The organism is Arthrobacter sp. S39 (assembly GCF_004320525.1).
Taxonomy (GTDB): domain Bacteria; phylum Actinomycetota; class Actinomycetes; order Actinomycetales; family Micrococcaceae; genus Arthrobacter.
In genome coordinates, this window is the sequence record NZ_SIHX01000001.1 from 640565 (window position 1) to 661764 (window position 21200).

Sequence of the window (21200 nt, forward strand, 5' to 3'; positions counted from 1 at the left end):
ATGGCTGAGCTTGAGGTTGAGATTGTCGCAGCGGACCGCTTCATCTGGTCCGGAGCGGCCACGATGGTCAAGGCCCGCACCAGCGATGGTGAGATCGGAATCCTGCCCGGCCACTCGCCCCTGCTGGCGATCCTGGCCGAAGGTGAACTGGCGATCCAGCCGGTTTCCGGTGACCGAATTGCGGTAGTGGTTGACGGCGGATTCTTCTCCGTCGACAACAACCGCGTGGTTATTGTTGCTGACAACGCCCAGCTGGGCGACGCGGCTACTGCTGGGATCCGCTAGCACGACCTTGATGGACGCACCGAGTCTTCCGTTCATCGCCATGGCAATCGCTTTTGGATTGCTGATATTTGCACTGTGTCTTTCCGGGGTGCGCCGCTTCAATCTGCGGCGCGCCCTGGGCACGGTGGACGCCTCCATTTGCGTAGCTGGAAACAGCTGGCAGATGGGGGTTTGTCGTTACCAGGACAACGACCTCGAGTGGTTCCGGCTGCTCTCCCTGAGCGTCCGTCCCAAGCACAAGTTCAAGCGGAGTTCCCTGGAACTGCTGGGCCGCCGCAAGCCGACGGAAGCAGAAGCCGTAAAAGTCCAGCCCGACGTCGTCATTGTGGAGCTGCGCTACGAGGGCCAGGACCTGAGGCTCGCCATGAAATTCGACGCCTACACCGGGCTCTCCTCGTGGCTTGAAGCCGGGCCGGTCATCGGTGTGGGGACCTGGCGCTAGCCGGCGTGGACTTCCTCGCTGACGTCCGGCTGACCGACGGACCGGTATTCTGGACCGCCTTCGTACTGGGGGCGGCAGGAGCCCTGTACCTGCTGTGGCGGCCTGCCACCGCCGGACCGCGGCCATGGTGGCTGTCAGTGCTGGTGTCCGTTGCCGGCAGCATTGCACTGATCGGCCTGGTGCACTGGGCCTTGATTGATGTTTTTTCGACCTTCCCGGAGGATCTTCCGGACGACGTTCTGCTGTGGTCAGTCCCGGCCGTCGCCGCCCTCATCCTTATGCTGTTCCGGTTGCCGCGATCGAGTGTTGGCCAGCGGAGCGCCGGAATTACGGCCTTCCTGCTGGTGCTCCTGCTCTCGGCAGTCCAGATCAACGCCTACTTTGGCCTGAACCGGACTGTCAGCGACCTCATGGGCACTGCGCTGGCCAGGATCCAGGCGCTGGAGCCCGGACTGATGCGCCAGCCCGGCGGCCCCGCTCCGGTTTCCCTGCAAGGCTGGACCCCGCAGGGACAGTTGCCCGGCGAAGGGGCCCTGCGGAAGGCGACCATCCCCGGTCCGGCCTCCGAACTGTCAACGCGTGAGGCATACATCTACCTGCCGCCGGCCTACTTCGCGGAAAACCGTCCCGCACTACCGGTCCTGGTCCTTTTCTCGGGACAGCCCGGCGGGCCCTCTGACTGGCTCACCGGCGGCGCGCTGCGGGCACGCATGGATGAGTTCGCGTCCAGCCATCGCGGTATTGCACCGGTCGTTGTGGTGGCGGATCCCAACGGAACCCAGTCAGCAAACACCCTGTGCCTGGACAGCCGGATAGCCCGGGCGGACACGTATCTGGCCGTGGACGTGCCGGCGTGGATCAACGCAACCCTTGATGTGGACGCCAGCCACACGCAATGGGCGGCCGGCGGATTCTCCTTCGGAGCGACCTGCGCCCTGCAAATGGGAACCCGACACCCGGACATCTACAGTTCGGTGCTGGCCTTCTCCAGCGAACTTGAACCGGCCCTTGCCAAGGAGCGGCAGAAAACCATCGACGCGGCATACGCGGGCGACACCGCTGCCTTTGAACGTGAAACCCCGCTGTCCAGGATGAACCAGCAGCGGTTCGATTCCAGCGCCGTGTACTTTGCGGCAGGGGAGCGGGACCCCGAATTTGTTGGATACATGGCGACCCTCGCCGACGCTGCCAGGAAAGCGGGCTTCACTGTTGCAGCCACGCAGGTCCAGCATGCCGGCCACTCGTGGGACACGCCGTCCCGCGGAATGGAGGAGGGGCTGGCTTTCCTTGCTGCCCGCTGGGGAATCCAGCAGTGAAGACCGGACAGGATGTGCGCACAGCCACGCTCGCCTGGGCCACCGTGGTCAGGCCGGCGTGGCAGCGTACCAAAGCGCGGCTCATCTCCATTCCCTTCACGCTGGCGGTCCTTGGGGTCTTCCTCCTGACCGGCGCCGTCACGGGAAGCTACCTTGCCGGTCCGCCGGAAAGCATGCTCGACATCGCCAGTGTCAGCGGTCCGGGGCTGAGGTCAGGCATGTGGTGGTCGCTGTTTACGTCGATGTTTTTTGCCACCAACCCGCTGGCCTACCTGACCGCGTCACTGATGATCCTCGTGCTGCTGGGGCTGGCGGAGCGGAAACTCGGGGCGCCGCAGACTGCAGCCTTCTTTGCCGCCGGCCAGTTTGGTGCAGTGACCCTCTTCCTCCTGATCACCCAGGTGGCCGGATACGCAGGCGACGGCTGGCTGGGCCTGATGGTGGACTATGGCCTGATCGGCCCGTACGCTGCCGTGCTTGCTGTCGGGCTGGCGGGCAGCGGCCGGCTGCCGGTCCTGTGGCAGCGGCGGCTGCGCACCGCCCTGCTGTCGGTGTCGCTGATGCTGGTCCTGTACGTGGGCCATGCGGAGACGGTCATCGGCCTGCTGGGGGCGCTGCTTGGCCTCCTGGCCGGCTGGTGGATCCAGGGTGAGCACGGCAATCTCCACCGGCACCGGTCCACGGGCCGGGAAACGCGAAACCTCCTGGCCCTGATGGTGGCCATTTTCGCGGTCGGACCCATCGTCACCGCCGTTGCCAGGACGCCGACGGGTCCGCTTGCGTTGCTGCGCGATGTGGTATTGAATCCGTTGCCCACGCTGGGCCAGCTGGAATTCAACTGCGGTGCCACGGTGGAGGCGTCCTGCCTTGAGGCCGGCCGGCAGGGTTTCGCCGGGCCGCTGGGACTGGCAGTGGCGATTGTGCCTGTGATCCTGCTGCTCATCTGTGCCGACGGCATGCGCCGCGGCCGGCAGGCCGCCCTGCGCATCACGCTGGCAATCCAGCTGGCTGTCACGGCCCTGGCCGCGGTCTATTTGGCGCTGTTCGCGCTGATCCCGCACTATCCGTCGCGGCCGCACACCGCGGCGATGGGGTCCGGATTCGCGCACATCCTGCCCCTGGTGGCGGTTCCGCTGCTGCTGACCGCCCTGCTGTGGTTCAACCGGAGGCAGTTCAGGGTGGAGACCGTGCCCGCCGCGCGCCGGACGCTGCTCCTCGTCCTGGGCGGTGCCTGGCTGCTGCTGGCCGGCGCGTACAGCCTGGCCTGGCTTGGCGCGGGAGGCCTGACGCGCGACGGCGGTCCGCTGGGACTGCTGGCGGAACTGTCCCGGCAGTACCTGCCTATCCCGATCCCCAACCTCTACCGCAGGGTTTTCGCCGACCGCAATAGCGTCGAATCCTTCATCTTCGCCTACTCCGGGCCTGTATTTTGGGTCATCGCACTGGCGGGCGTCTGGTTTGTCCTCCTGGGACGCCACCACCACAGCGACGCGGGCATGGCTGACAGGACTGTTGTGCGACGCCTGCTGCATGAGGGCGGAGACTCCCTGTCCTGGATGGCGCTCTGGGAACCAAACATGTACTGGTTCAGTCCTGACCACCGGGGAGCCGTGGCGTACCAGCAGCACGGCAGCGTGGCGCTCACGCTGGCTGGCCCCTTCGGGGCGTCGGCGTCGCGTGCCGGAGTGGCCGAGGGGTTCCTGGCCCACTGCAGCCGGCACGCCCTGATTCCGGCATTCTATTCCTGCGATTCCAGCCTCTGGCCGCTCCTGCAGGACCGGGGCTTCCACCGCGTGGCGGTTGCCCAGGAAACACGGCTGGCGGTGCGGGAACTGGAATTCCGCGGCAAGGAATGGCAGAACGTGCGGACGGCGCTCAACCGTGCAGCCAAAATGGGCGTCACTGCCGTCTGGGGGACCTATCACGGTTTGCCGCAAGCACTGCGTGGCCAGCTTAGTGAAGTGTCGGAGGAGTGGGCGGCCGGAAAATCCGTCCCCGAAATGGGCTTCACCCTCGGCGGTCTGGATGAGCTGATGGATGACGGGGTGCTGTGCTGCCTCGCCGTCGACGGGGAGGGCACGGTGCACGGTGTGACCAGCTGGCTTCCCGTGTACGACGGCGGGAAGCTGGTCAGCCGCACACTGGACGTCATGCGCCGGGGTGCCGGGGGTTTCCCCGGGGTCATGGAGTTCCTGATCGCCTCCGCGGTGCTGGAACTGAGGAAGTCGGTGGAGGTCATCTCCCTGTCCGGATCACCGCTGGCACGGCACCCGGAGGACGAACAGGAGGACGGCGTTGACGACGGACAGGAAGGACCGGTTCCGGCGGAAAACCTGGTGCGCATCCTGGACGTTGTGGGCCACGCACTGGAACCCGTCTACGGTTTCCGCTCACTGGCCGCCTTCAAATCACGGTTCAAGCCGGAGTACCGCACGCTGTACCTCTACTACCAGGACCCCCTGCAACTGCCAGCCATCGGCCGGGCGCTCACCCGCGCCTACCTCCCGGGGCTGTCCCTGCGGCAGGGTGCCCGGCTTCTGCGGGAACTGGTGAACTGACAGGCCGCCATTCCGGCAGCGAAAACATTAGTGACAGTTAATTACTGAAGGAATGCCCAGGGCTACAGCGGCTAATTCGCATTTCCGGCACAACAAAAAATGATCCCCGGCAATAATGCCGGGGATCATTAATTCGCAGGGGCCGCACGGGTGCGGCCAGCTGGCGAGGGACTAGACCAGCGTGACGCCGGTAGCCTGGGGACCCTTGGCGCCCTGACCGATTTCGAACTGAACGCGCTGGTTCTCGTCGAGGGTCTTGAAGCCACCGGTCTGGATCTCGGAGTAGTGAACGAAGACATCGCCATCGGAGTCATCCGGGGTGATGAAGCCGAAGCCCTTTTCAGCGTTGAACCACTTGACGGTTCCCTGTGCCATTTATTTCTCCTCATAATGGAACTTTTAAGTCCAGCACACCTCGTGCTGGCCTTGGTCACTCCGCGAGAAGAATCCTGGATTGCCCGTTCCTGGGAACCGGCCCTGCAGGAGCTTCGCGCTCGCAACATGTCTTGCGAGCATGAAAAACACCTACACAAAGACTCATATAAGAATTTCATGCGCCTACCCTCAGGTCAACGGTCCAGACAACCAATCCGATAAATTTTGGGTAAAAGAAGCGTTAACGCCCTTGCCAGCGCCGCGGCGCGGCAAAATCCCGGCGTGGAGGGCTTAAAAAAGCCGGGATTCGCTGTCGTCCACACCGCGCATGGCGTCGTAGTCCAGGGTGACGCAGTCAATGCCTCGGTCATTGGCCAGGACCTTGGCCTGCGGCTTGATCTGCTGCGCGGCGAAGATGCCACGGACCGGGGCCAGCAGGGGGTCCCGGTTCAGGAGTTCAAGGTACCGGGTGAGCTGCTCCACGCCGTCGATGTCGCCGCGGCGCTTCAGCTCGATGGCCACCGTGGCCCCGCTGGCGTCGCGGGCCAGGATGTCCACCGGGCCGATGGCGGTGAAATACTCCCGCCGGATCAGCGAGAAGCCGGACCCCAGTGTTTCGATCTGGTCCGCGAGCAGGCGCTGGAGGTCCGCCTCGACGCCGTCCTTGATCAGGCCAGGGTCAACGCCAAGGTCGTGGGAGGACTCGTGAAGGTGCTCGTGGATGTTGATGATGAGCCGGTCATCGGTCTTGGCGGACTGGACGGTCCACTGTTCCGTGACCCCGAGTTCGAGGTCGACATCGTCCGGAGAAGACACCCGGAGAGTGGCCGGCGGGCTCATCCAGTTCAGCGGCTTGTAGGAGCCGCCGTCGGAATGGACCAGCACAGACCCGTCGGCCTTGACCAGCAGGAGCCTGGTGGCAAGGGGGAGATGGGCTTTGAGCCGGCCAACATAATCAACGGAGCATCGGGCTATCACAAGTCGCACGCCGTACACACTACCGGGGCTGGGGCAGAATGGAGGCATGCCGCGTTCCAACCGCCCCCGCCGCCCTGCTTCCGGAAAACCGGGCACAGCTGCAGGCAGGAAGGGAAACGGCGACGTCCCTGAACTCGACCTGGAACGCGCCCGGGCCGGCATCGCCCGCCGTGAAACCGCGCCCGACGGCGAATGGATGGTCCGGACCATGACGGCCAAAAACGCGGAAAAGACGTACATCTGCCCTGGCTGCTCCACGGCCGTCCTGCCCGGCCTTGCGCACCTTGTGGTGTGGAAGGACGACCACCTGTTCGGGGCGGCCGCCGGCCTGGCCGAACGCCGGCACTGGCACACGAACTGCTGGGTCTCGCGCAGCTACCGCTACCGCTGAGCCGCCATGCGGCGGCCGGCCGGCCGCGGACAAATCCCGGCCGCGCAAAGTCGCTAAGCTGGCAGGCATGACTTTTGATCCGGCGTCGTACGAATTCACCCAGCCTGATGGACCCGCAGCGATCCGTGCCTCCACCGTCCTCCCCGCGAAGCGGGAGAACGTGGAACTGCGCACGGCGGACGGCCACACCCTCGTGGGCGAGCTGGCGCTCCCCGAATCGGGAGAGATCACGGCGACCCTGATCACCCTGCACCCGCTGCCCACGCACGGCGGATTCATGGATTCACACGTGTACCGGAAGGCGTCCTACCGGCTCCCGGCGCTGGCGGGCGTGGCTGTGCTGCGGTTCAATACCCGCGGAACATCCTCTCCCCGGGGGACCAGCGACGGGGCCTTCGAGGAGGGAATCGGCGAGCGGTACGACGTGGAGGCCGCGGTCCGCTTCGCCGTCGAACGCCAGCTGCCCAACCGCTGGCTGGTGGGCTGGTCCTTCGGCACCGAGCTCGCCCTCATGTACGGCGCCGTGGAGCCGGTGGCCTCGAGCGTGGAAGGTGCCGTGCTGCTGTCCCCGCCGCTGCACAGGGCCACGGACTCCCACCTCGGCGTATGGGCGGAGAGCGGCAAACCGCTGGCGGTGCTGGTTCCCGAACACGACGATTACCTGCGGCCAGAGGCTGCCGCGGACCGGTTCCGGATTGTTCCGCAGGCTCGCGTCGTAGGGGTCGACGGCGCCAAGCACCTTTGGGTCGGCGAGAAGTACGCCGCCCGGGTGCTCAACGAAATCGTGGACGAGGTAACGGAGGCAGGTTCCGGTCCGGAGGGACTGCCACAGGAATGGGACGGCCCGCTGGCCACCGCGGCCGCCTGAGGCTGTTGCCTAGTGCTTGTCCTGGCGGACGATATAGATCTCCTTGAGCAGCAGCAGGATGGCGGCGGCCGTGGGAATGGCAATCAGAGCGCCCAGGATGCCGAGCAGGCTGCCGCCCGCAATCACGGAAATAACAGCTACCGCCCCAGGCACGGCCACTGCCTTCTGCATGATGCGCGGGGAGATGAAGTACGCCTCGAACTGCAGGTAGGCGAAGTAGCAGATCGCGTAGATGGCTGCCGTCTGCCAGCCCTCCGTCAGCGACACGAGGAGCACCACGATTGCCGCGATCATCCCGCCCACCAGCGGGATAAAGGCGAGCAGGGCAACCACGAAGGCGAGCAGGACGGCGAACGGGATGCCAAGGATGGACATCACCACAAACGCGAACGTCGCATTCAGCAGCGCGACGCAGGCCTGGCCGATCACGTAGTTGCCCACCGACCTGGTGATTTCCTCGGACAGGGCCTCCACCCGGGGACGGCGCGACCGGGGTGCCAGCCGGTAGCCCCATTTCTTCATCGCCGGCAGGGCCGCGAGGAAGTACAGGCTGAGTACCAGGACGATCAGCGTGCCGAACAGCCCGTTGGCCACGGTGGAGCCGAAACCCACCACTCCGCCGAAGATGCCGCTCATGGCCTCAGGGTTGTTGACGAACTTATTCAGTTCATCCTCAATGCGGTCGCGGACGCCGAACTGGTCATCCAGGCTGCGGAAGAAGTCCGAATCGATAAAGTCACGCACCCATACGGGTGCCTGCTCAACGATCTGCGTCACCTGCTCAACGATCGTGGGGATCAGGGTGGCGAAGAATCCCACCACCGCGGTGACCAGTACTGTCACCGAAACGAGGATCCCCGCCGGGCGGGGTATCTTCCGTCCCTCCAGCCAGCCCACAACGGGGTCCAGACCAAGGGCGATGAAAAGCGCTGCAACGATCCAGAGCAGAAGCTGGGTGGTGTTGGAACCGATCCAGTAGACCAGCAGGGCCAGCCCTACGCCGACGGTGCCCATAAAGCCCAGGTAGAGGGGGTGCTGCGGCGAGATCCGCGGCCCGGGCTGGCCAAACTGGGGCGGCGTCTGCGTGGAATCGGCGTCGGGGGCCTCATCCTGCTGGGAGTACTCGGGCGGCATTTCAAAACGGAGCCGCGGCTGGGCGCCGGGCAGCGGCTGGCGGAGCCGGCGTATTACGGACCCCAGGGCAGCTGCGGCCCCCGAACGCCGGGCCGGAACGGGCTCCAAAGCTCCGCTCTGCTGGGCGGGAATGGCCGGTGGAGTTTCATGTCCCGTGGGGGATTCGTCCGTCTTGTCAGTCACTGCTTTTTGGGGCCTGTTCCGTGCGTGGCGCCGCGGCTGCGGGCCGGTGTGATGATCATCGCAAACACTATCAGCAGCCTTGTCAACAGCCGGGAGGGCAGCCCGCGACGGGGAGCCGGAAGCGCCGGCGGAAGGCCTCCGACTGAGCTATTGGTAACAAAACGGTTACTATTGAAAGTAAACCCCCGCTGATGATAGGTGATTCTTTGCGTTTCAAGACTGCAGTCGCACTCGTGCTGCTCGGCCTCCTGACCCTTCTGGCCGGTATCGGCCAGAAGACCATCTGGGCTCCCTCCGAGACCTTTACGGCTTCGGTACCCACAGATGCCGCCGAGGCGCCGCTGACCGTCATTGACCAGAACCTCCGCACGCTCCACGGCGGCACGGTAAAGATCAACATCAAGGGTGAGGGCAACTTCATCCTTGCTGCCGGCCGTCCGGACGACGTTGACGCGTGGGTGGGCCAGACTGCCCACAACACCGTCACGGGGGTCTCCGAAGACAACAAGTCCCTCCAGGTGGAACACGCCGACGGTGAAGCGACGGCCCCCAGCCCTGCGGGTTCTGACCTTTGGGTGTCCAGCGAAAACGCCAGCGGCGAGCTGGACTACTCCTGGACCCCGCCAGCGGACGGTGAGTGGTCGCTGCTGCTGGCCTCCGACGGCACCAAGGCTGCTCCGGGCGAGGTGTCGATGACGTTCCCGAATGACACGGCCACGCCCTGGGCCATCCCGCTGATGGTCATCGGCGTCCTGCTGATCCTTGCCGGCATTGCGCTGGCGGTCCTTTCGGCCCGCACCCGGAACGGCGACGGCACCGGAGAGGGCAGCCTCTTCGCCAAGCGCGCCCGCGCCCGTGCGGAGAGCCGTTCCTCCACCCGCCTGGGCATGGTGAGCGCCGGCATGGTTACCGCGGCCGTCACGGCCGCCGTCGTTGCCGGTACCGGCGTTGCCGCCAACGCAACCACTACCCCCGCGCCGACGACGGAACCCACCGCTTCCGAAGGCGCCGCTCCGTCCTCGCCTGTCCTCCTGGACGCGCAGTTCCGCCGCATCCTGGAGCAGGTCTCCAGCGCTGCCGACGCCGGCGATGCGGCCAAGGACGCCGGCAAGCTGACCGAGCGTCTGGCGGGAACCGAACTCGAAGTGCGGACCCAGAACTACAAGATCCGCTCCCAGGTCGGTGCCTACGAGGCCCGGATGCCTGTCCGCTCCACCAAGCTGCTGACCACTGTGGTCACCAGCCAGCGGGAGTGGCCGCGCCACGTTCTTGCCGTAACCCAGGGCGACGGCAACGTCGTGCCCCAGCTCCTGACCCTGGTACAGCTGACACCGCGTGATAACTACAAGCTCGTCGAGACCACCCCACTGCAGCCGGGCACCACCTTCCCGTCCATCGAAAGGGGCGGAACGGAAACCCTGGCCGCCAACGACAAGACGGGCCTGCTCTACAGCGGCGAGGAGGCCCTCGCCGGCCTGGCGGACCGCCTCACCTCCGCGGACTCGAGCTTCAAGGACAAGCTGGTGGAGGGGGAGTCCTCGCCGTACATCGCCGACACACTCTCCTACCAGGCTGAAGTGGTCAAGTCCGGCGAGAACGGCAACTTCTCGTTCACGCACAAGGTTGTTCCGGAAAGCACCGTGGTGTACCGCACGGCGGACGGCGGCGCGCTGGTCCTGGGCCGCCTGAACTTCGGGTTCGACGGTACGCCCAAGGCATCCGGCGACAAGCTCACCATCGGTGACGATGCTGCTGCGCTCGCCGGCGGCAAGGAAACCACCACCGGCATGGTGCTGAACTTTGCCGAGTCGATGGCCGTCTACATCCCGCCGGCCGGCTCAACGGACCCCATCAAGCTCGTCGCCGCCACCCGCGGACTGGTCGGAGCAAGCTTCAAGTAGGCAGGCGGCAGGGCTACCGCCCCGCCTGCGCAGTACCCCCGGCAGCGGACGGAGTGGCTAGAGTGGAAAGCATGAGTTCGCCAGCTTCCCGCCCAGTCCCTCCAGCCGCTGCCAGCCTGCTTAACCTGCGAGGCGCCGTCGACCTGTCAGCCCTGAAACAGCGCCAGGCGCCGGCCGCCGTTCCCGGAAGCGCGCCCGGCAACCCACCCGCCGGCCCCCCGGTTCCCGGCGAGGGTGCCCCCGCCGGAACCGCCGACGCCGGCCACGCACCGCTGCGGGTCAACGTCACGGAAGGCAACTTCCAGGAGCTGGTGGAGCTCTCAGCCCAGGTGCCGGTGGTTTTCGCCTTGTGGGCCGCGTATTCGCCGGAATCCGCCGGAATGCTGGACACACTTGAACGCGTGGTCAACAGCTATGGCGGCCGCCTGGTGCTGGGCGCCGCGGACATCGACGCCTTCCCTCAGCTCGCGCAGGCCTTCCAGGTGCAGGCCGTCCCCACCGCCGTTGCCGTGGTCAAGGGCCAGCCGGTCCCGCTCTTCCAGGGCGGGGCGGACGAAGCCCAGGTGCGGGCACTGCTCGATGAACTGCTGAAGGTCGCGGCAGCCAACGGCGTCACCGGAAGCCTCGGCGGCGGGGCGCCTGCTGATGCCGAACCGGCGCCGCTGCCGCCGCTGCCGCCGCTGCACCAGGCGGCCTTCGACGCCATCGAGGAAGGCGATTACCAGGCCGCTGCCGCCGCCTACCGCCAGGCCTTGCTGGAGATGCCCGCCGATGCCGAAGCCAAGGCCGGACTGGCCCAGGTGGAGCTGATGGCCAGGCTGCAGCCGCTGTCCACCCAGGAGACCGAGGCACTGCGGACCCGTGCTGCCGAGGCGCCGGACAACCTTGAGGCGCAGCTCGCCGTTGCGGACCTGGACGTCGCCGGCGGCCATGTGGAAGACGGCCTCAACCGCGTGGTCACTTTTATCGGCAGGAACTTCGGCCCGGAGCGGGAAACAGCCCGTGTCCGCCTGCTGGAACTTTTCGACGTGGTGGGCACCTCCGACGGGCGCGTCGCGAAGGCCCGGCAGAACCTGGCACGGGTGCTGTTTTAGTGCCGGCACTGTTCCGGCCGCTGAAGCTGCGCTCCCTGGAGCTGACGCACCGCGGCTGGGTATCACCCATGTGCCAGTACAGCTGCGGGCCCGACGGCGCCCCGGGTGTGCCGAACGACTGGCACCTGATGCATCTGGGCTCGTTCGCCGCCGGCGGCGCTGCACTCATCCTCACCGAAGCCGCGGCGGTCAACGCCGAGGGGCGCATCAGCCCGCGGGATGCCGGGCTGTACAACGACGAACAGGCTGAGGCCTGGCAACGGATCACGTCCTTTGTGCACCGCCACGGTGCCGCGGCGCCGAAGATCGGCGCCCAGCTGGCCCACGCCGGGCGCAAGGCATCCACGTACTGGCCGTTTTCGGGCCAGCGCGGCAGCGTGCCGGAGTCCGACGGCGGCTGGGCCACGGTGGGCCCGTCGCCGTCGGCGTTCGACGGCTTTGCCGAGCCCGCCGCGATGACCGGGGAACAGATCCAGGGCGTGATCAGCGACTTCGCCGCTGCGGCAGTGCGGGCCGTCGAAGCCGGCTTTGACACACTCGAGCTGCACGGCGCCCACGGTTACCTGCTGCACCAGTTCCAAAGCCCGCTGACCAACACCCGGACCGACTCCTGGGGCGGGGACGAGGCGGGACGGAACCGGCTGATGCTCGCGGTAATTGACGCCGTCCGTGACGTGATTCCCGAGTCCATGCCGCTGCTGCTGAGGATCTCCGCCACTGACTGGGCCGAGGGCGGGATCGACATCGAGGCATCCGTCCGCCTGGCCGCGCAGGCCCACGAACACGGGGTGGACCTCATTGACGTCTCCAGCGGGGGAGCGGTGGCGCACCAACAGATCCAGCCCGGCCCCGGCTACCAGACCGGCTTCTCTGCACGGATCCGGCGCGAAGCCGGTGTACCCACCGGAACGGTGGGCCTCCTGACCTCCCCCGGGCAGGCAGAGCATGCCGTTGCCACCGGCCAGGCCGACGGCGTGTTCATCGCCCGCGCGGCGTTGCGCGACCCGCACTGGTGGCTGCGCGCGGCGTTCGAACTGGGCCATGAGCTGGCCTGGGCGCCGCAGTACGAACGTGCCGTGCCGCGGCATTCGTTCTAGGCGTCCCTACTCCTGCGGGAGGACCCCTCCGGCAGGGCCGTGGGTCTACTCTGGCCTTATGACTGCTCCGCATCCTGATCCGGAGGCGCACGCCGGCCCGGTTCCTGCCCTGTCCATCCGCGGGCTTGCCAAGCGTTTCGGCGGAAAAATCGCCGTGGACGGCATCAGCCTCGACGTCCCGGCAGGCTCATTTTTTGGCATTGTCGGTCCCAACGGTGCCGGCAAGACCACCACCCTGTCGATGGCCACCGGCCTGTTGAGGCCTGACTTCGGCACGGCAGTGGTCCATGGCGTGGACGTCTGGGCCCGGCCGCTGGAGGCCAAGAAACTGATGGGCATCCTCCCCGACGGTGTCCGCCTCTTTGACCGGCTCACCGGCGAGCAGCTGGTCACCTACGCCGGGCTGCTGCGGGGCATGGACAGGGACGTAGTGGCCGCCCGGGTGGGCGAGCTGCTGTCCGCCCTGGACCTCAGCCAGGACGCAGGGACGCTGGTGGTGGACTATTCGGCAGGCATGACCAAGAAGATCGCCCTCGCCTCGGCCCTGATCCATGCGCCGCGGCTGCTGGTGCTGGACGAGCCCTTCGAATCCGTGGATCCCGTCTCGGCGTCGAACATCCGGTCCATCCTGGACAGCTATGTTGCCTCCGGCGGCACGGTCATCGTCTCCAGCCACGTGATGGACCTGGTCCAGCGCATGTGCGACCACGTCGCCGTCGTTGCGGCAGGCCGGCTGCTCGCTGCCGGCACCGTGGACGAGGTCCGCGCCGGGGCGTCCCTTGAGGAGAGGTTCGTCCAGCTGGTGGGCGGACGCAACCACACGGAAGGCCTGGAATGGTTGCGCACCTTCTGAGGCTAAAGCTGACCCTGCTCCGCAACGGGCTGCGGCGCAGTCCCTGGCAGCTGGTGGGCATGGCCTTCGGCGGGCTGTACGCGCTTGGCGTCGTGGGGGCACTGGTCGTGGCCCTGGTCCTCTTGCGCCGCGCTGACCCAGAACTGGCGCAGACGGCGGTAGTGCTCGGCGGTTCGGCGGCCCTCCTGGGCTGGGGCATCGTCCCCGTGGCCGCATCCGCTGTGGACATGACCCTGGATCCGGCACGTTTCACCACCTCCGCCATTCCCATGCGGCAGCTCCTGACCGGGCTGGCCCTTGGCGGGCTGATTGGCATACCCGGCATCGCCACGGCACTCGTGGCACTCGCTACCGTGTGGACCTGGGCCCGCGGTCCCCTTCCGGCCGTTGCCGCCCTGGTGGGTGCCGCCGTCGGCGTCCTGAGCTGTATTGTGCTCTCCCGGGTGGTGACCACGGCAACCGCCAGCCTCGCGGCGTCGCGCCGGTTCAAGGATGCCAGCGCCATCGTCTTTATGGTTCCGCTGGTCCTGATGGGTCCGATCGTCGCAGGGGTGGGCCGGGGTGTTTCCGCCTCCACGGACTTCCTGCCGGAGCTGGCCGGAACGCTGTCCTGGACGCCCCTGGGGGCGGTGTGGTCCCTCGGCGGCGATGTCGCCGCCGGACGGCCGGCCGAGGCCGCGGTCAAACTCCTCATCGCCCTGGCCACCCTCGCCGGCCTTGCGTGGTGCTGGAAGCTGCTCCTGGAGCGGGCCCTGGTTAATCCGCCCTACGCCGGAAGCGGGAGCCGCAAAGGCGGAAAGCTGGGGCTGCTTGGCCTGCTGCCGGCGACACCCGCCGGAGCCGTGACGGCGAGGGCGCTGATTTACTGGCTGCGCGATCCCCGGTACGCAGGTTCCCTGGTGGTGGTCCCGCTGCTGCCCATCCTGCTGGTGTTCCAGGGCAGCCAAAGCGGTGATTACGGGACCCTGGCCTTCGCGGCGCCGCTGGCGGCGTTCCTGCTGGCCTGGTCCATCTCGGCGGATGTCTCCTACGACAACACAGCCTTTGCCCTGCATCTGGCAACCGGGGTGAAGGGGACCGACGACCGGCTTGGACGGGCGCTCGCCTGCCTCGCCTTCGCCCTGCCGGTGGTATTGATCTTTGCCGTGGGCCAGTGCTTCTTCACGGGCAGCTGGGATGCCCTGCCGGGCCAGCTGGGCCTCAGCCTGGGAATCCTGTTCACCGGCCTGGGACTGTCGTCCGTGGTGTCGGCCCGCTACACCGTGGCCGTGCCGCTGCCGGGCGACAGCCCTTTCAAGAAACCGCCGGGCAACGTTGGCCAGACCCTCGCGGTGCAGTTCGCCGGCATGGGGATCCTGAGCCTGCTGGTCCTGCCCGAGGTGGGACTGTTCATCGCGCAGCTGGTCACGGGAAACCCTGTATTCGGGTGGACCAACCTGGCCGTGGGCCTGATGCTGGGACTCGCGCTGTTTGGCGCCGGAGTCAGGCTGGGCGGCAAATGGCTTGACGCCCGCGGCCCGGAGCTCCTGGCCCAGCTGAATGTTAACCGCTAGATCCGCAGTACGCCAGAAAGGTGGCCGGTAGTGGAAGTTGTCATCCTCCCAGGCAGCAGGCAGATCGGAGCGCTCGCGGCCGATGCGGTCGAAGCGCTGCTCCGCCGCAAACCCCATGCGGTGCTGGGGCTGGCCACCGGCTCCTCACCGCTTCCTGTCTACGACGAGCTCGCGGCACGGCATGAGCGCGGGCTGGACTTCAGCGGCGCGCACGCTTTTGCGCTGGACGAATACGTGGGGCTGGAGCCCGGGCACCCGGAATCCTACCGCGAGGTCATCAGGCGCGAGTTCACTGACCGGGTCAACATCCTCCCGGATAACGTGCACACCCCTGACGGCGCCGCTGAGGACATCCCGGCAGCATGCCAGGCCTATGAGGACCGGATGCGGTCCCTGGGCGGAGTGGACCTGCAGCTCCTGGGCGTCGGCACTGACGGCCATATTGGCTTCAACGAACCCGGCTCGTCCTTCGCATCCCGGACCCGGATCAAGAGCCTCATCGAACAGACCCGCCGGGACAACGCCAGATTCTTCCGCAGCCTGGCGGAGGTGCCGCACCATGTGGTCACCCAGGGGCTGGGCACCATCCTTGAAGCCCGGCACGTCATCCTGATCGCCACCGGGGCCCAGAAGGCACCGACCGTCCGCGACTTTGTGGAGGGTCCGGTCTCGGCCATCTGCGCGGCCTCGGTCCTGCAGTTCCACCCGCACGCCACCGTCCTCCTGGATGAAGCGGCGGCGTCCTCGCTGAAACTTGCCGACTTCTACCGGCACACCTACGACAACAAACCGGCCTGGCAGGGACTGTAGGCGCAGGGGCCCTGGGAAGCGAAACGGTCCACCCGCCGTCGGACGCCACTGTCCGGGAAAGGCTAAGATGGATGCCATGACTAGCATGACGGACCCTCTCGAAAACGACCCGATGCGCGAGCTTTCCGGGGCTGGAACGTCCACGGCCACCATTGAGCGCGAGGAACTGCGCCAGGAAGTGGAGCCCGGTGACCGGGAGCGCTTCTCGCACTACGTGCGCAAAGAAAAGATCATGGAATCCGCGCTGACGGGTGATCCCGTCATTGCCCTTTGCGGCAAGGTGTGGACGCCGGGCCGGGATCCGCAGAAGTTCCCGGTATGCCCCATGTGCAAAGAGGTTTATGACGGCCTCCGCCCGGGCAACGACGGCGGCAAGGGTCCCGGAGGGGACTCGGGCAACAACAAGTAGTGACGGAGACGCTCTTTGGCGGCCCCACCCTGCCTCCGGCTTACCCGGAACGTGCAGCCTGGGGAACCGCCCCGAAACTCCGTGCCTGGCAACAGGAAGCCCTTGACCTTTACTTCACCACCGGTCCCCGGGATTTCCTGGCGGTAGCAACCCCCGGTGCCGGTAAGACCACCTTCGCCCTGCGCGTCGCGTCGATGCTCATCGAGTCCGGGGCCGTCAACCGGGTCACCATTGTGGCGCCCACCGACCACCTCAAACGGCAGTGGGCAGACGCGGCCGCCAAGGTTGGCATCGCCATCGACCCCAACTTCAAGAACTCCGACGGCCAGCATGGCCGCGGTTTTGTTGGCGTGGCCGTCACGTACGCCCAGGTTGCCAGCAAGCCCATGCTGCACCGGGCCAAGACGGAAGCCGCCCGCACCCTGGTGATCCTGGACGAGATCCACCACGGCGGCGAGGCACTGTCCTGGGGCGACGGCCTGCGCGAGGCCTTTGATCCCGCGGCCCGGCGGCTGTCGCTGACGGGTACGCCGTTCCGCTCGGACACCTCGCCCATCCCGTTTGTGGAGTACGCCCAGGACAAGGACGGCATCCGGCGGTCCAAGGCGGATTACACGTATGGCTACGGCAACGCCCTGCGGGACCACGTGGTGCGTCCCGTGATGTTCATGGCGTACTCCGGCCAGATGCGCTGGCGCACCAGTGCCGGCGAGGAAATGGCCGCGTCCCTCGGCGAGGCCGCGGTCACGAAGGACATCACGTCCCATGCGTGGCGGACGGCCCTGAACCCTGCCGGTGAATGGATTCCGGCTGTCCTGGCCGGCGCGGACAAGCGCCTGAGCGAGGTGCGCCGCACGGTTCCGGACGCCGGCGGGCTGGTTATCGCCACCGACCACGAGGATGCCAGGGCCTATGCCGGGCAGCTGAAGCGGATCACCGGCGAGTCTCCAACAGTCATTCTGTCCGACGACGCGAAGGCCTCCAGCAAGATCGAGGAATTCACCGCGAGCGAGAAGCGCTGGATGGTTGCCGTCCGGATGGTGTCCGAAGGCGTGGACGTGCCCCGGCTGTCGGTGGGCGTGTATGCGACGTCCACCTCCACGCCACTGTTCTTCGCCCAGGCGGTGGGCCGCTTCGTGCGAGCCCGGAAGCGGGGCGAGACCGCTTCGGTGTTCCTGCCGTCCGTGCCGCAGCTGATGGCGCTGGCCAACTCGATGGAGGCCGAGCGCGACCACGCCCTGGACCGCCCCGAGAAGGAGGACGCCGACGGCCTGTTCAATCCCGAGGATTCCCTGATGGCCGAGGCCAACCGGGAGGACAAGGCGTCGGACAGCCTGACAAAGGGCAAGTTCGAGGCCCTCGATTCGCAGGCCTCCTTCGACCGGGTCCTGTTCGACGGCGGCGAGTTCGGCACCGGGGGAGAGGTTGGCTCGGAGGACGAAATGGATTTCCTGGGCATCCCAGGGCTTCTTGATGCGGAGCAGGTGGGCACCCTGCTCCGGCAGCGCCAGCACGACCAGCTCAACCGGAAAAACCGGCGCGCGCCGGCGGCTGAGCAGGCCCCCGCGGGTCCGGCCATACCGGACCACCGGATGCTGATGGATCTGCGCAACGAACTGGCCAAAAACGTGGCGGCCTGGTCGGCGCGGACCGGAACCCCGCATGGTGTGGTGCACACCAAGCTGCGGACGGTCTGCGGCGGCCCGCCGGTGGCCCAGGCGAACGAGGAGCAGCTGCAGTCCAGGCTGCGGAAGCTCCAGGACTGGTTCATCGGCCGGAAATAACAGCTTCAGAAACAGGATGGCCCGGTGCAGAGCACCGGGCCATCCTGTTTCACCGGCACCGTTGCGCCACGGACCAAAAGGGAGTTGAACCTGGTGAGGCCAACCCCCATCCCGGTCGGGAATCGAGTACTACAGTGGTTGCATGGCTCCCGGCCGCAATCCGCTCGACGACCTGCGCGAAACCATCGGCCATCTGACCGATCAGCTCAGGCTGCACGGTTCGGAGCGCGTCGATGACCTGGTCGGCGATCTTATCGGTGCGAGGCCCGGCCCGGCCCGGCCGCTGTCCGAGGTTCAGGCCGAGCTCGACGCGCTGGTCGGACTGGAGACCGTGAAGGAACAGGTGCGGGCCCTCGTCGCACTGCTCCGGGTCCAGGCCCGCCGTAAGACGCACGGCCTGCCGGAGGTGGCCACATCACAGCATCTGGTGTTCCTCGGAAACCCGGGCACGGGCAAGACGACCGTGGCGCGGCTGCTGGCAGAGATGTACCGCGCGGTCGGTCTGCTGCAGAAAGGCCACCTGGTCGAGGTCGACCGGTCGGGCCTGGTAGGGCAGTACGTCGGCGCGACCGCCATCAAGACGGACCGGGTGATCCGGCGTGCGCTGGACGGCGTGCTGTTCATCGACGAGGCCTACGCGCTGGCCCCGGAGGACGGCCGGATGGACTTCGGCCCCGAGGCGATCGAGGTCCTGCTCAAGCGGATGGAGGACCACCGCCACCGCCTGGTCGTGATTGTGGCCGGGTACCCGCGGCTGATGGAGTCCTTTTTGCTCTCGAACCCCGGACTGCGCTCCCGGTTCGCCCGCGAGATCACGTTCCCCGACTACTCCGTCGACGCACTACGGACGATCTTCCACCAGATGCTGGCCCAGCACGAGTACACGCTGGAACCGGGGGCGGACGAGATGCTGCGCCGCATCCTCGCCGGGCTGCACGCGGGCGAGGACTCCGGCAACGCACGGTTTGCGCGCACGCTGTTCGAGCAGTCGCTCAACCGTCAGGCGCTGCGGCTGTCCCTCGACGGGCGACAAAGTCTAGACTCGCTCGATCGTGAGGCCGTCATGACGCTCACCGCGGACGACATCGTCGAGGCGGCGCTGGCCTTGGGCGAGGAGCCGGAGCCGGAACAGACGCCGGAACCGGAGAAGTCACGCTGGTGGCGCTGGCTGGTCTGACCGGATCTGCTGCGGCTGTCAGGCGACGTCGACGCCACCAAGCTCCATTTCGGCCACCGCATCGTCAAGGTCGTCCGCGATACCGGCGGTGAGGGAGCGGATAACGGTGACGGAATAGCCGGCCTGGACGGCATCCAGCGATGTTGCCATCACGCAATAGTCCGTGGCGATCCCCACCACCACAACGTCCTCCACGTCATGGCTCTGCAGCCAGTCATCAAGGCCGATGGCGTCGTCGGCCGCGGCGTACGCTTCAGGGTCACCGGCCGGGAGGGTCCCGGGCTGGCGGTCTCCGGTGGGAACGGCGTCCTCAGGAGCCAGGAGGCCTTCGAACCCCGAGTACGCTGCCGCGAACTGGCCCTTCTGGAAGTAGGCCTGGATGTATTCGGTGTCCAGGTCAGGATGCAGTTCGGCGCCTTTGCTGCCCGCAACGCAGTGCCGCGGCCAACTGTCCTTGAAATCCGGCACCTCGGAGAAATGCGTGCCGGGATCAATGTGCCAGTCCTGGGTGGCAACGATGTGGTCGAACTCGAGGTGATGGGCATCAATGTATTCGCTGATGGCCGCCGCCGCGTCCGCGCCGCCGGCCACGGCCAGCGGACCGCCCTCGCAGAAATCGTTCTGGACGTCGACGATGATCAGGGCGCGTGACATCAGTTCTCCTCGTAGATCGTGGGAATCGCGGCTTCGCCGCGTTGGAGCCGGTTGACCACTGGCGGAAGTTCGGCCATGGAGTCAGCGTGCCGCTGGCGGGCGCGGACCACGCCTTCGTGCCCGGTCCAGCCGGGAAGGAGTTCGCCGTTCTTCATGAACTGCTGCAGCAGCGGCCGGTCGTTGCCGTCGTCCTCGGGACGGTGGCCGATTCCCACGATCTCCTGCGTGGCGACGCCGCGTTCGTTCAGTTTCCGCAGCGCGTACTTCCGCCCGCCCATGCTGGTCTTGTTCTTGGCGGCCTTCGCAACCGAGACGAAGTTGCCGTCGTCATCGGTCCTGCTGACGAGCTTGTAGACCATGCTCGCGGTGGGTGCGCCTGAGCCGGTGACCAGGGACGTGCCCACGCCGTACGAATCCACGGGGGCGGACTGCAGCGCGGCAATGGCGAATTCGTCCAGGTCCGAGGTGACCACAATCTTGGTGTCCTCGTTGCCGAGTTCGTCCAGCAACTGCCTGACCCACTGGGCCTGGGCGACGAGGTCGCCGGAATCAAGCCGCACCGCGCCCAGCCGGGGCCCTGCCAGCTCGACGGCGGCACGGACGGCCGCTTCGACGTCGTACGTGTCCACGAGCAGCGACGTGCCCGGCCCCAGCGCGGCGATCTGCGCCTCGAAGGCTTCCCGCTCGGTGTCATGCAGGAGGGTGAAGGAATGCGCAGCTGTGCCAACCGTTTTGATGCCGTAGCGGATGCCGGCTTCCAGGTTCGACGTGCTGTCAAACCCGGCGATGACAGCGGCGCGGGCCGCGGCTGCTGCGGACTCCTCATGCGTGCGCCGCGAGCCCATCTCGATGCACGGCCGGTTGCCGGCCGCCGTGATCATCCGCGACGCTGCGGACGCGATGGCGCTGTCATGGTTCAGGACAGAAAGGAGGTAGGTCTCCAGCATGCAGGCTTCGGCGAAGGTGGACTCAACGATCAGGATGGGGGAGTTGGGGAAGTAGGCCTCACCCTCCGGGTAGCCCCAGATGTCTCCGGAGAAACGGTAGTTAGCCAGGTAATCGAGGGTGTCCTGGTTGACCACACCGGTCCGGCCCAGGAAATCCAGCTCCGCCTCGCCGAAACGGAAGTCGGCAATGCCTTCCAGCAGCCTGCCCGTGCCCGCCACAATCCCGTACCTGCGGCCGTCCGGCAGCCGCCGGGCGAAGGCCTCGAAGACCGACCGGCGGTGCGCGGCGCCCGAATGGAGCGACGCCTGCAGCATGGTCAGTTCGTAGTGGTCTGTGTAAAAGGACGTGCGGGGATGGTCCCAGCCGGCAGAGGTACTCACGAAATTCACT

The 21200-nt window shown here is 66.9% G+C and carries 20 protein-coding genes; 15 read left to right on the forward strand and 5 right to left on the reverse strand.

The genetic code is table 11. The annotated features are described in order from the left end of the window. From EYS21_RS03025 to EYS21_RS03040, 4 genes are read left to right on the forward strand one after another with little or no spacing between them, the layout of a single operon-like run. The gene (locus EYS21_RS03025) at window positions 1-285 is read left to right on the forward strand and encodes a F0F1 ATP synthase subunit epsilon (protein ID WP_131131695.1); all 285 of its coding nucleotides are present in this window, start codon (window positions 1-3) and stop codon (window positions 283-285) included. Window positions 286-295: 10 nt separating this feature from the next. Further along, window positions 296-727 (forward strand): DUF2550 domain-containing protein, encoded by a 432-nt coding sequence (locus EYS21_RS03030; protein WP_131131696.1) that lies wholly within the window; start codon window positions 296-298, stop codon window positions 725-727. Window positions 728-732: 5 nt separating this feature from the next. Beyond that, on the forward strand, window positions 733-2043 hold the full coding sequence (locus EYS21_RS03035) for an alpha/beta hydrolase-fold protein (protein ID WP_131131697.1): 1311 nt from the start codon (window positions 733-735) through the stop codon (window positions 2041-2043). Then, window positions 2040-4601, forward strand: a complete 2562-nt coding sequence (locus tag EYS21_RS03040) for a DUF2156 domain-containing protein (RefSeq protein WP_131131698.1) — start codon at window positions 2040-2042, stop codon at window positions 4599-4601. Before EYS21_RS03035 ends, EYS21_RS03040 begins: the two co-directional genes overlap by 4 nt. Before the next feature lie 171 nt (window positions 4602-4772). On the opposite strand, the gene EYS21_RS03045 is transcribed toward EYS21_RS03040, so the two are convergent. Together EYS21_RS03045 and nucS are read right to left on the reverse strand one after the other, a co-directional pair. Then, window positions 4773-4976 (reverse strand): cold-shock protein, encoded by a 204-nt coding sequence (locus EYS21_RS03045; RefSeq protein ID WP_011692441.1) that lies wholly within the window; start codon window positions 4974-4976, stop codon window positions 4773-4775. Between the two features lie 291 nt (window positions 4977-5267). Further along, window positions 5268-5963, reverse strand: a complete 696-nt coding sequence (gene nucS / locus EYS21_RS03050; RefSeq protein ID WP_131131699.1) for an endonuclease NucS — start codon at window positions 5961-5963, stop codon at window positions 5268-5270. Between the two features lie 37 nt (window positions 5964-6000). On the opposite strand from nucS, the gene EYS21_RS03055 reads away from it, so the two are divergent. Then, window positions 6001-6345 carry an ATP/GTP-binding protein gene (locus EYS21_RS03055; protein ID WP_131131700.1) on the forward strand — a complete coding sequence of 115 codons (345 nt, stop codon included), beginning with the start codon at window positions 6001-6003 and terminating at the stop codon, window positions 6343-6345. 67 nt (window positions 6346-6412) lie between these two features. Continuing rightward, the gene (locus EYS21_RS03060) at window positions 6413-7213 is read left to right on the forward strand and encodes an alpha/beta fold hydrolase (RefSeq protein ID WP_131131701.1); all 801 of its coding nucleotides are present in this window, start codon (window positions 6413-6415) and stop codon (window positions 7211-7213) included. A 9-nt stretch (window positions 7214-7222) separates the two neighbouring features. On the opposite strand, the gene EYS21_RS03065 is transcribed toward EYS21_RS03060, so the two are convergent. Next, window positions 7223-8455 carry an AI-2E family transporter gene (locus EYS21_RS03065; RefSeq protein ID WP_242633277.1) on the reverse strand — a complete coding sequence of 411 codons (1233 nt, stop codon included), beginning with the start codon at window positions 8453-8455 and terminating at the stop codon, window positions 7223-7225. Between the two features lie 266 nt (window positions 8456-8721). On the opposite strand from EYS21_RS03065, the gene EYS21_RS03070 reads away from it, so the two are divergent. The 9 genes from EYS21_RS03070 to EYS21_RS03110 all read left to right on the forward strand — a co-directional run bounded on the left by EYS21_RS03070 (window position 8722) and on the right by EYS21_RS03110 (window position 19208). Further along, window positions 8722-10431: a hypothetical protein gene (locus EYS21_RS03070; protein ID WP_131131702.1), complete on the forward strand. Its 1710-nt coding sequence runs from the start codon at window positions 8722-8724 to the stop codon at window positions 10429-10431. Window positions 10432-10502: 71 nt separating this feature from the next. Beyond that, window positions 10503-11525: a tetratricopeptide repeat protein gene (locus tag EYS21_RS03075; protein ID WP_131131703.1), complete on the forward strand. Its 1023-nt coding sequence runs from the start codon at window positions 10503-10505 to the stop codon at window positions 11523-11525. Further along, on the forward strand, window positions 11525-12622 hold the full coding sequence (locus tag EYS21_RS03080) for an NADH:flavin oxidoreductase/NADH oxidase (RefSeq protein WP_131131704.1): 1098 nt from the start codon (window positions 11525-11527) through the stop codon (window positions 12620-12622). Before EYS21_RS03075 ends, EYS21_RS03080 begins: the two co-directional genes overlap by 1 nt. Window positions 12623-12680: 58 nt before the next feature. Beyond that, complete coding sequence (locus EYS21_RS03085) at window positions 12681-13475, forward strand: ABC transporter ATP-binding protein (RefSeq protein ID WP_131131705.1); 795 nt, start codon at window positions 12681-12683, stop codon at window positions 13473-13475. Next, the gene (locus tag EYS21_RS03090; protein WP_131131706.1) at window positions 13457-15028 is read left to right on the forward strand and encodes a transporter; all 1572 of its coding nucleotides are present in this window, start codon (window positions 13457-13459) and stop codon (window positions 15026-15028) included. Before EYS21_RS03085 ends, EYS21_RS03090 begins: the two co-directional genes overlap by 19 nt. 30 nt (window positions 15029-15058) lie before the next feature. Next, the gene (gene nagB / locus EYS21_RS03095) at window positions 15059-15838 is read left to right on the forward strand and encodes a glucosamine-6-phosphate deaminase (RefSeq protein ID WP_131131707.1); all 780 of its coding nucleotides are present in this window, start codon (window positions 15059-15061) and stop codon (window positions 15836-15838) included. Between the two features lie 67 nt (window positions 15839-15905). Then, complete coding sequence (locus EYS21_RS03100; protein WP_056349372.1) at window positions 15906-16247, forward strand: DUF3039 domain-containing protein; 342 nt, start codon at window positions 15906-15908, stop codon at window positions 16245-16247. Beyond that, window positions 16247-18031: a DEAD/DEAH box helicase gene (locus EYS21_RS03105; RefSeq protein WP_131131708.1), complete on the forward strand. Its 1785-nt coding sequence runs from the start codon at window positions 16247-16249 to the stop codon at window positions 18029-18031. The genes EYS21_RS03100 and EYS21_RS03105 overlap by 1 nt, the downstream gene beginning before the upstream one ends. Before the next feature lie 142 nt (window positions 18032-18173). After that, window positions 18174-19208 (forward strand): AAA family ATPase, encoded by a 1035-nt coding sequence (locus tag EYS21_RS03110; protein ID WP_131131709.1) that lies wholly within the window; start codon window positions 18174-18176, stop codon window positions 19206-19208. Between the two features lie 18 nt (window positions 19209-19226). On the opposite strand, the gene EYS21_RS03115 is transcribed toward EYS21_RS03110, so the two are convergent. Together EYS21_RS03115 and EYS21_RS03120 are read right to left on the reverse strand one after the other, a co-directional pair. Continuing rightward, window positions 19227-19862 carry an isochorismatase family protein gene (locus EYS21_RS03115; RefSeq protein ID WP_131131710.1) on the reverse strand — a complete coding sequence of 212 codons (636 nt, stop codon included), beginning with the start codon at window positions 19860-19862 and terminating at the stop codon, window positions 19227-19229. Then, complete coding sequence (locus EYS21_RS03120) at window positions 19862-21190, reverse strand: nicotinate phosphoribosyltransferase (protein ID WP_131131711.1); 1329 nt, start codon at window positions 21188-21190, stop codon at window positions 19862-19864. The genes EYS21_RS03115 and EYS21_RS03120 overlap by 1 nt, the downstream gene beginning before the upstream one ends. Between the last annotated feature and the right edge of the window lie 10 nt (window positions 21191-21200).

Excerpts from the sequence above, each read along its gene's own strand:
- EYS21_RS03025 (WP_131131695.1), top strand. The coding sequence starts at position 1 with ATGGCTGAGCTTGAGGTTGAGATTGTCGCAGCGGACCGCTTCATCTGG.
- EYS21_RS03030 (WP_131131696.1), top strand. The coding sequence starts at position 296 with ATGGACGCACCGAGTCTTCCGTTCATCGCCATGGCAATCGCTTTTGGA.
- EYS21_RS03045 (WP_011692441.1), bottom strand. The coding sequence starts at position 4,976 with ATGGCACAGGGAACCGTCAAGTGGTTCAACGCTGAAAAGGGCTTCGGC.
- EYS21_RS03055 (WP_131131700.1), top strand. The coding sequence starts at position 6,001 with ATGCCGCGTTCCAACCGCCCCCGCCGCCCTGCTTCCGGAAAACCGGGC.
- EYS21_RS03060 (WP_131131701.1), top strand. The coding sequence starts at position 6,413 with ATGACTTTTGATCCGGCGTCGTACGAATTCACCCAGCCTGATGGACCC.
- EYS21_RS03070 (WP_131131702.1), top strand. The coding sequence starts at position 8,722 with ATGATAGGTGATTCTTTGCGTTTCAAGACTGCAGTCGCACTCGTGCTG.
- EYS21_RS03075 (WP_131131703.1), top strand. The coding sequence starts at position 10,503 with ATGAGTTCGCCAGCTTCCCGCCCAGTCCCTCCAGCCGCTGCCAGCCTG.
- EYS21_RS03085 (WP_131131705.1), top strand. The coding sequence starts at position 12,681 with ATGACTGCTCCGCATCCTGATCCGGAGGCGCACGCCGGCCCGGTTCCT.
- EYS21_RS03090 (WP_131131706.1), top strand. The coding sequence starts at position 13,457 with ATGGTTGCGCACCTTCTGAGGCTAAAGCTGACCCTGCTCCGCAACGGG.
- EYS21_RS03100 (WP_056349372.1), top strand. The coding sequence starts at position 15,906 with ATGGATGCCATGACTAGCATGACGGACCCTCTCGAAAACGACCCGATG.
- EYS21_RS03110 (WP_131131709.1), top strand. The coding sequence starts at position 18,174 with ATGGCTCCCGGCCGCAATCCGCTCGACGACCTGCGCGAAACCATCGGC.
- EYS21_RS03115 (WP_131131710.1), bottom strand. The coding sequence starts at position 19,862 with ATGTCACGCGCCCTGATCATCGTCGACGTCCAGAACGATTTCTGCGAG.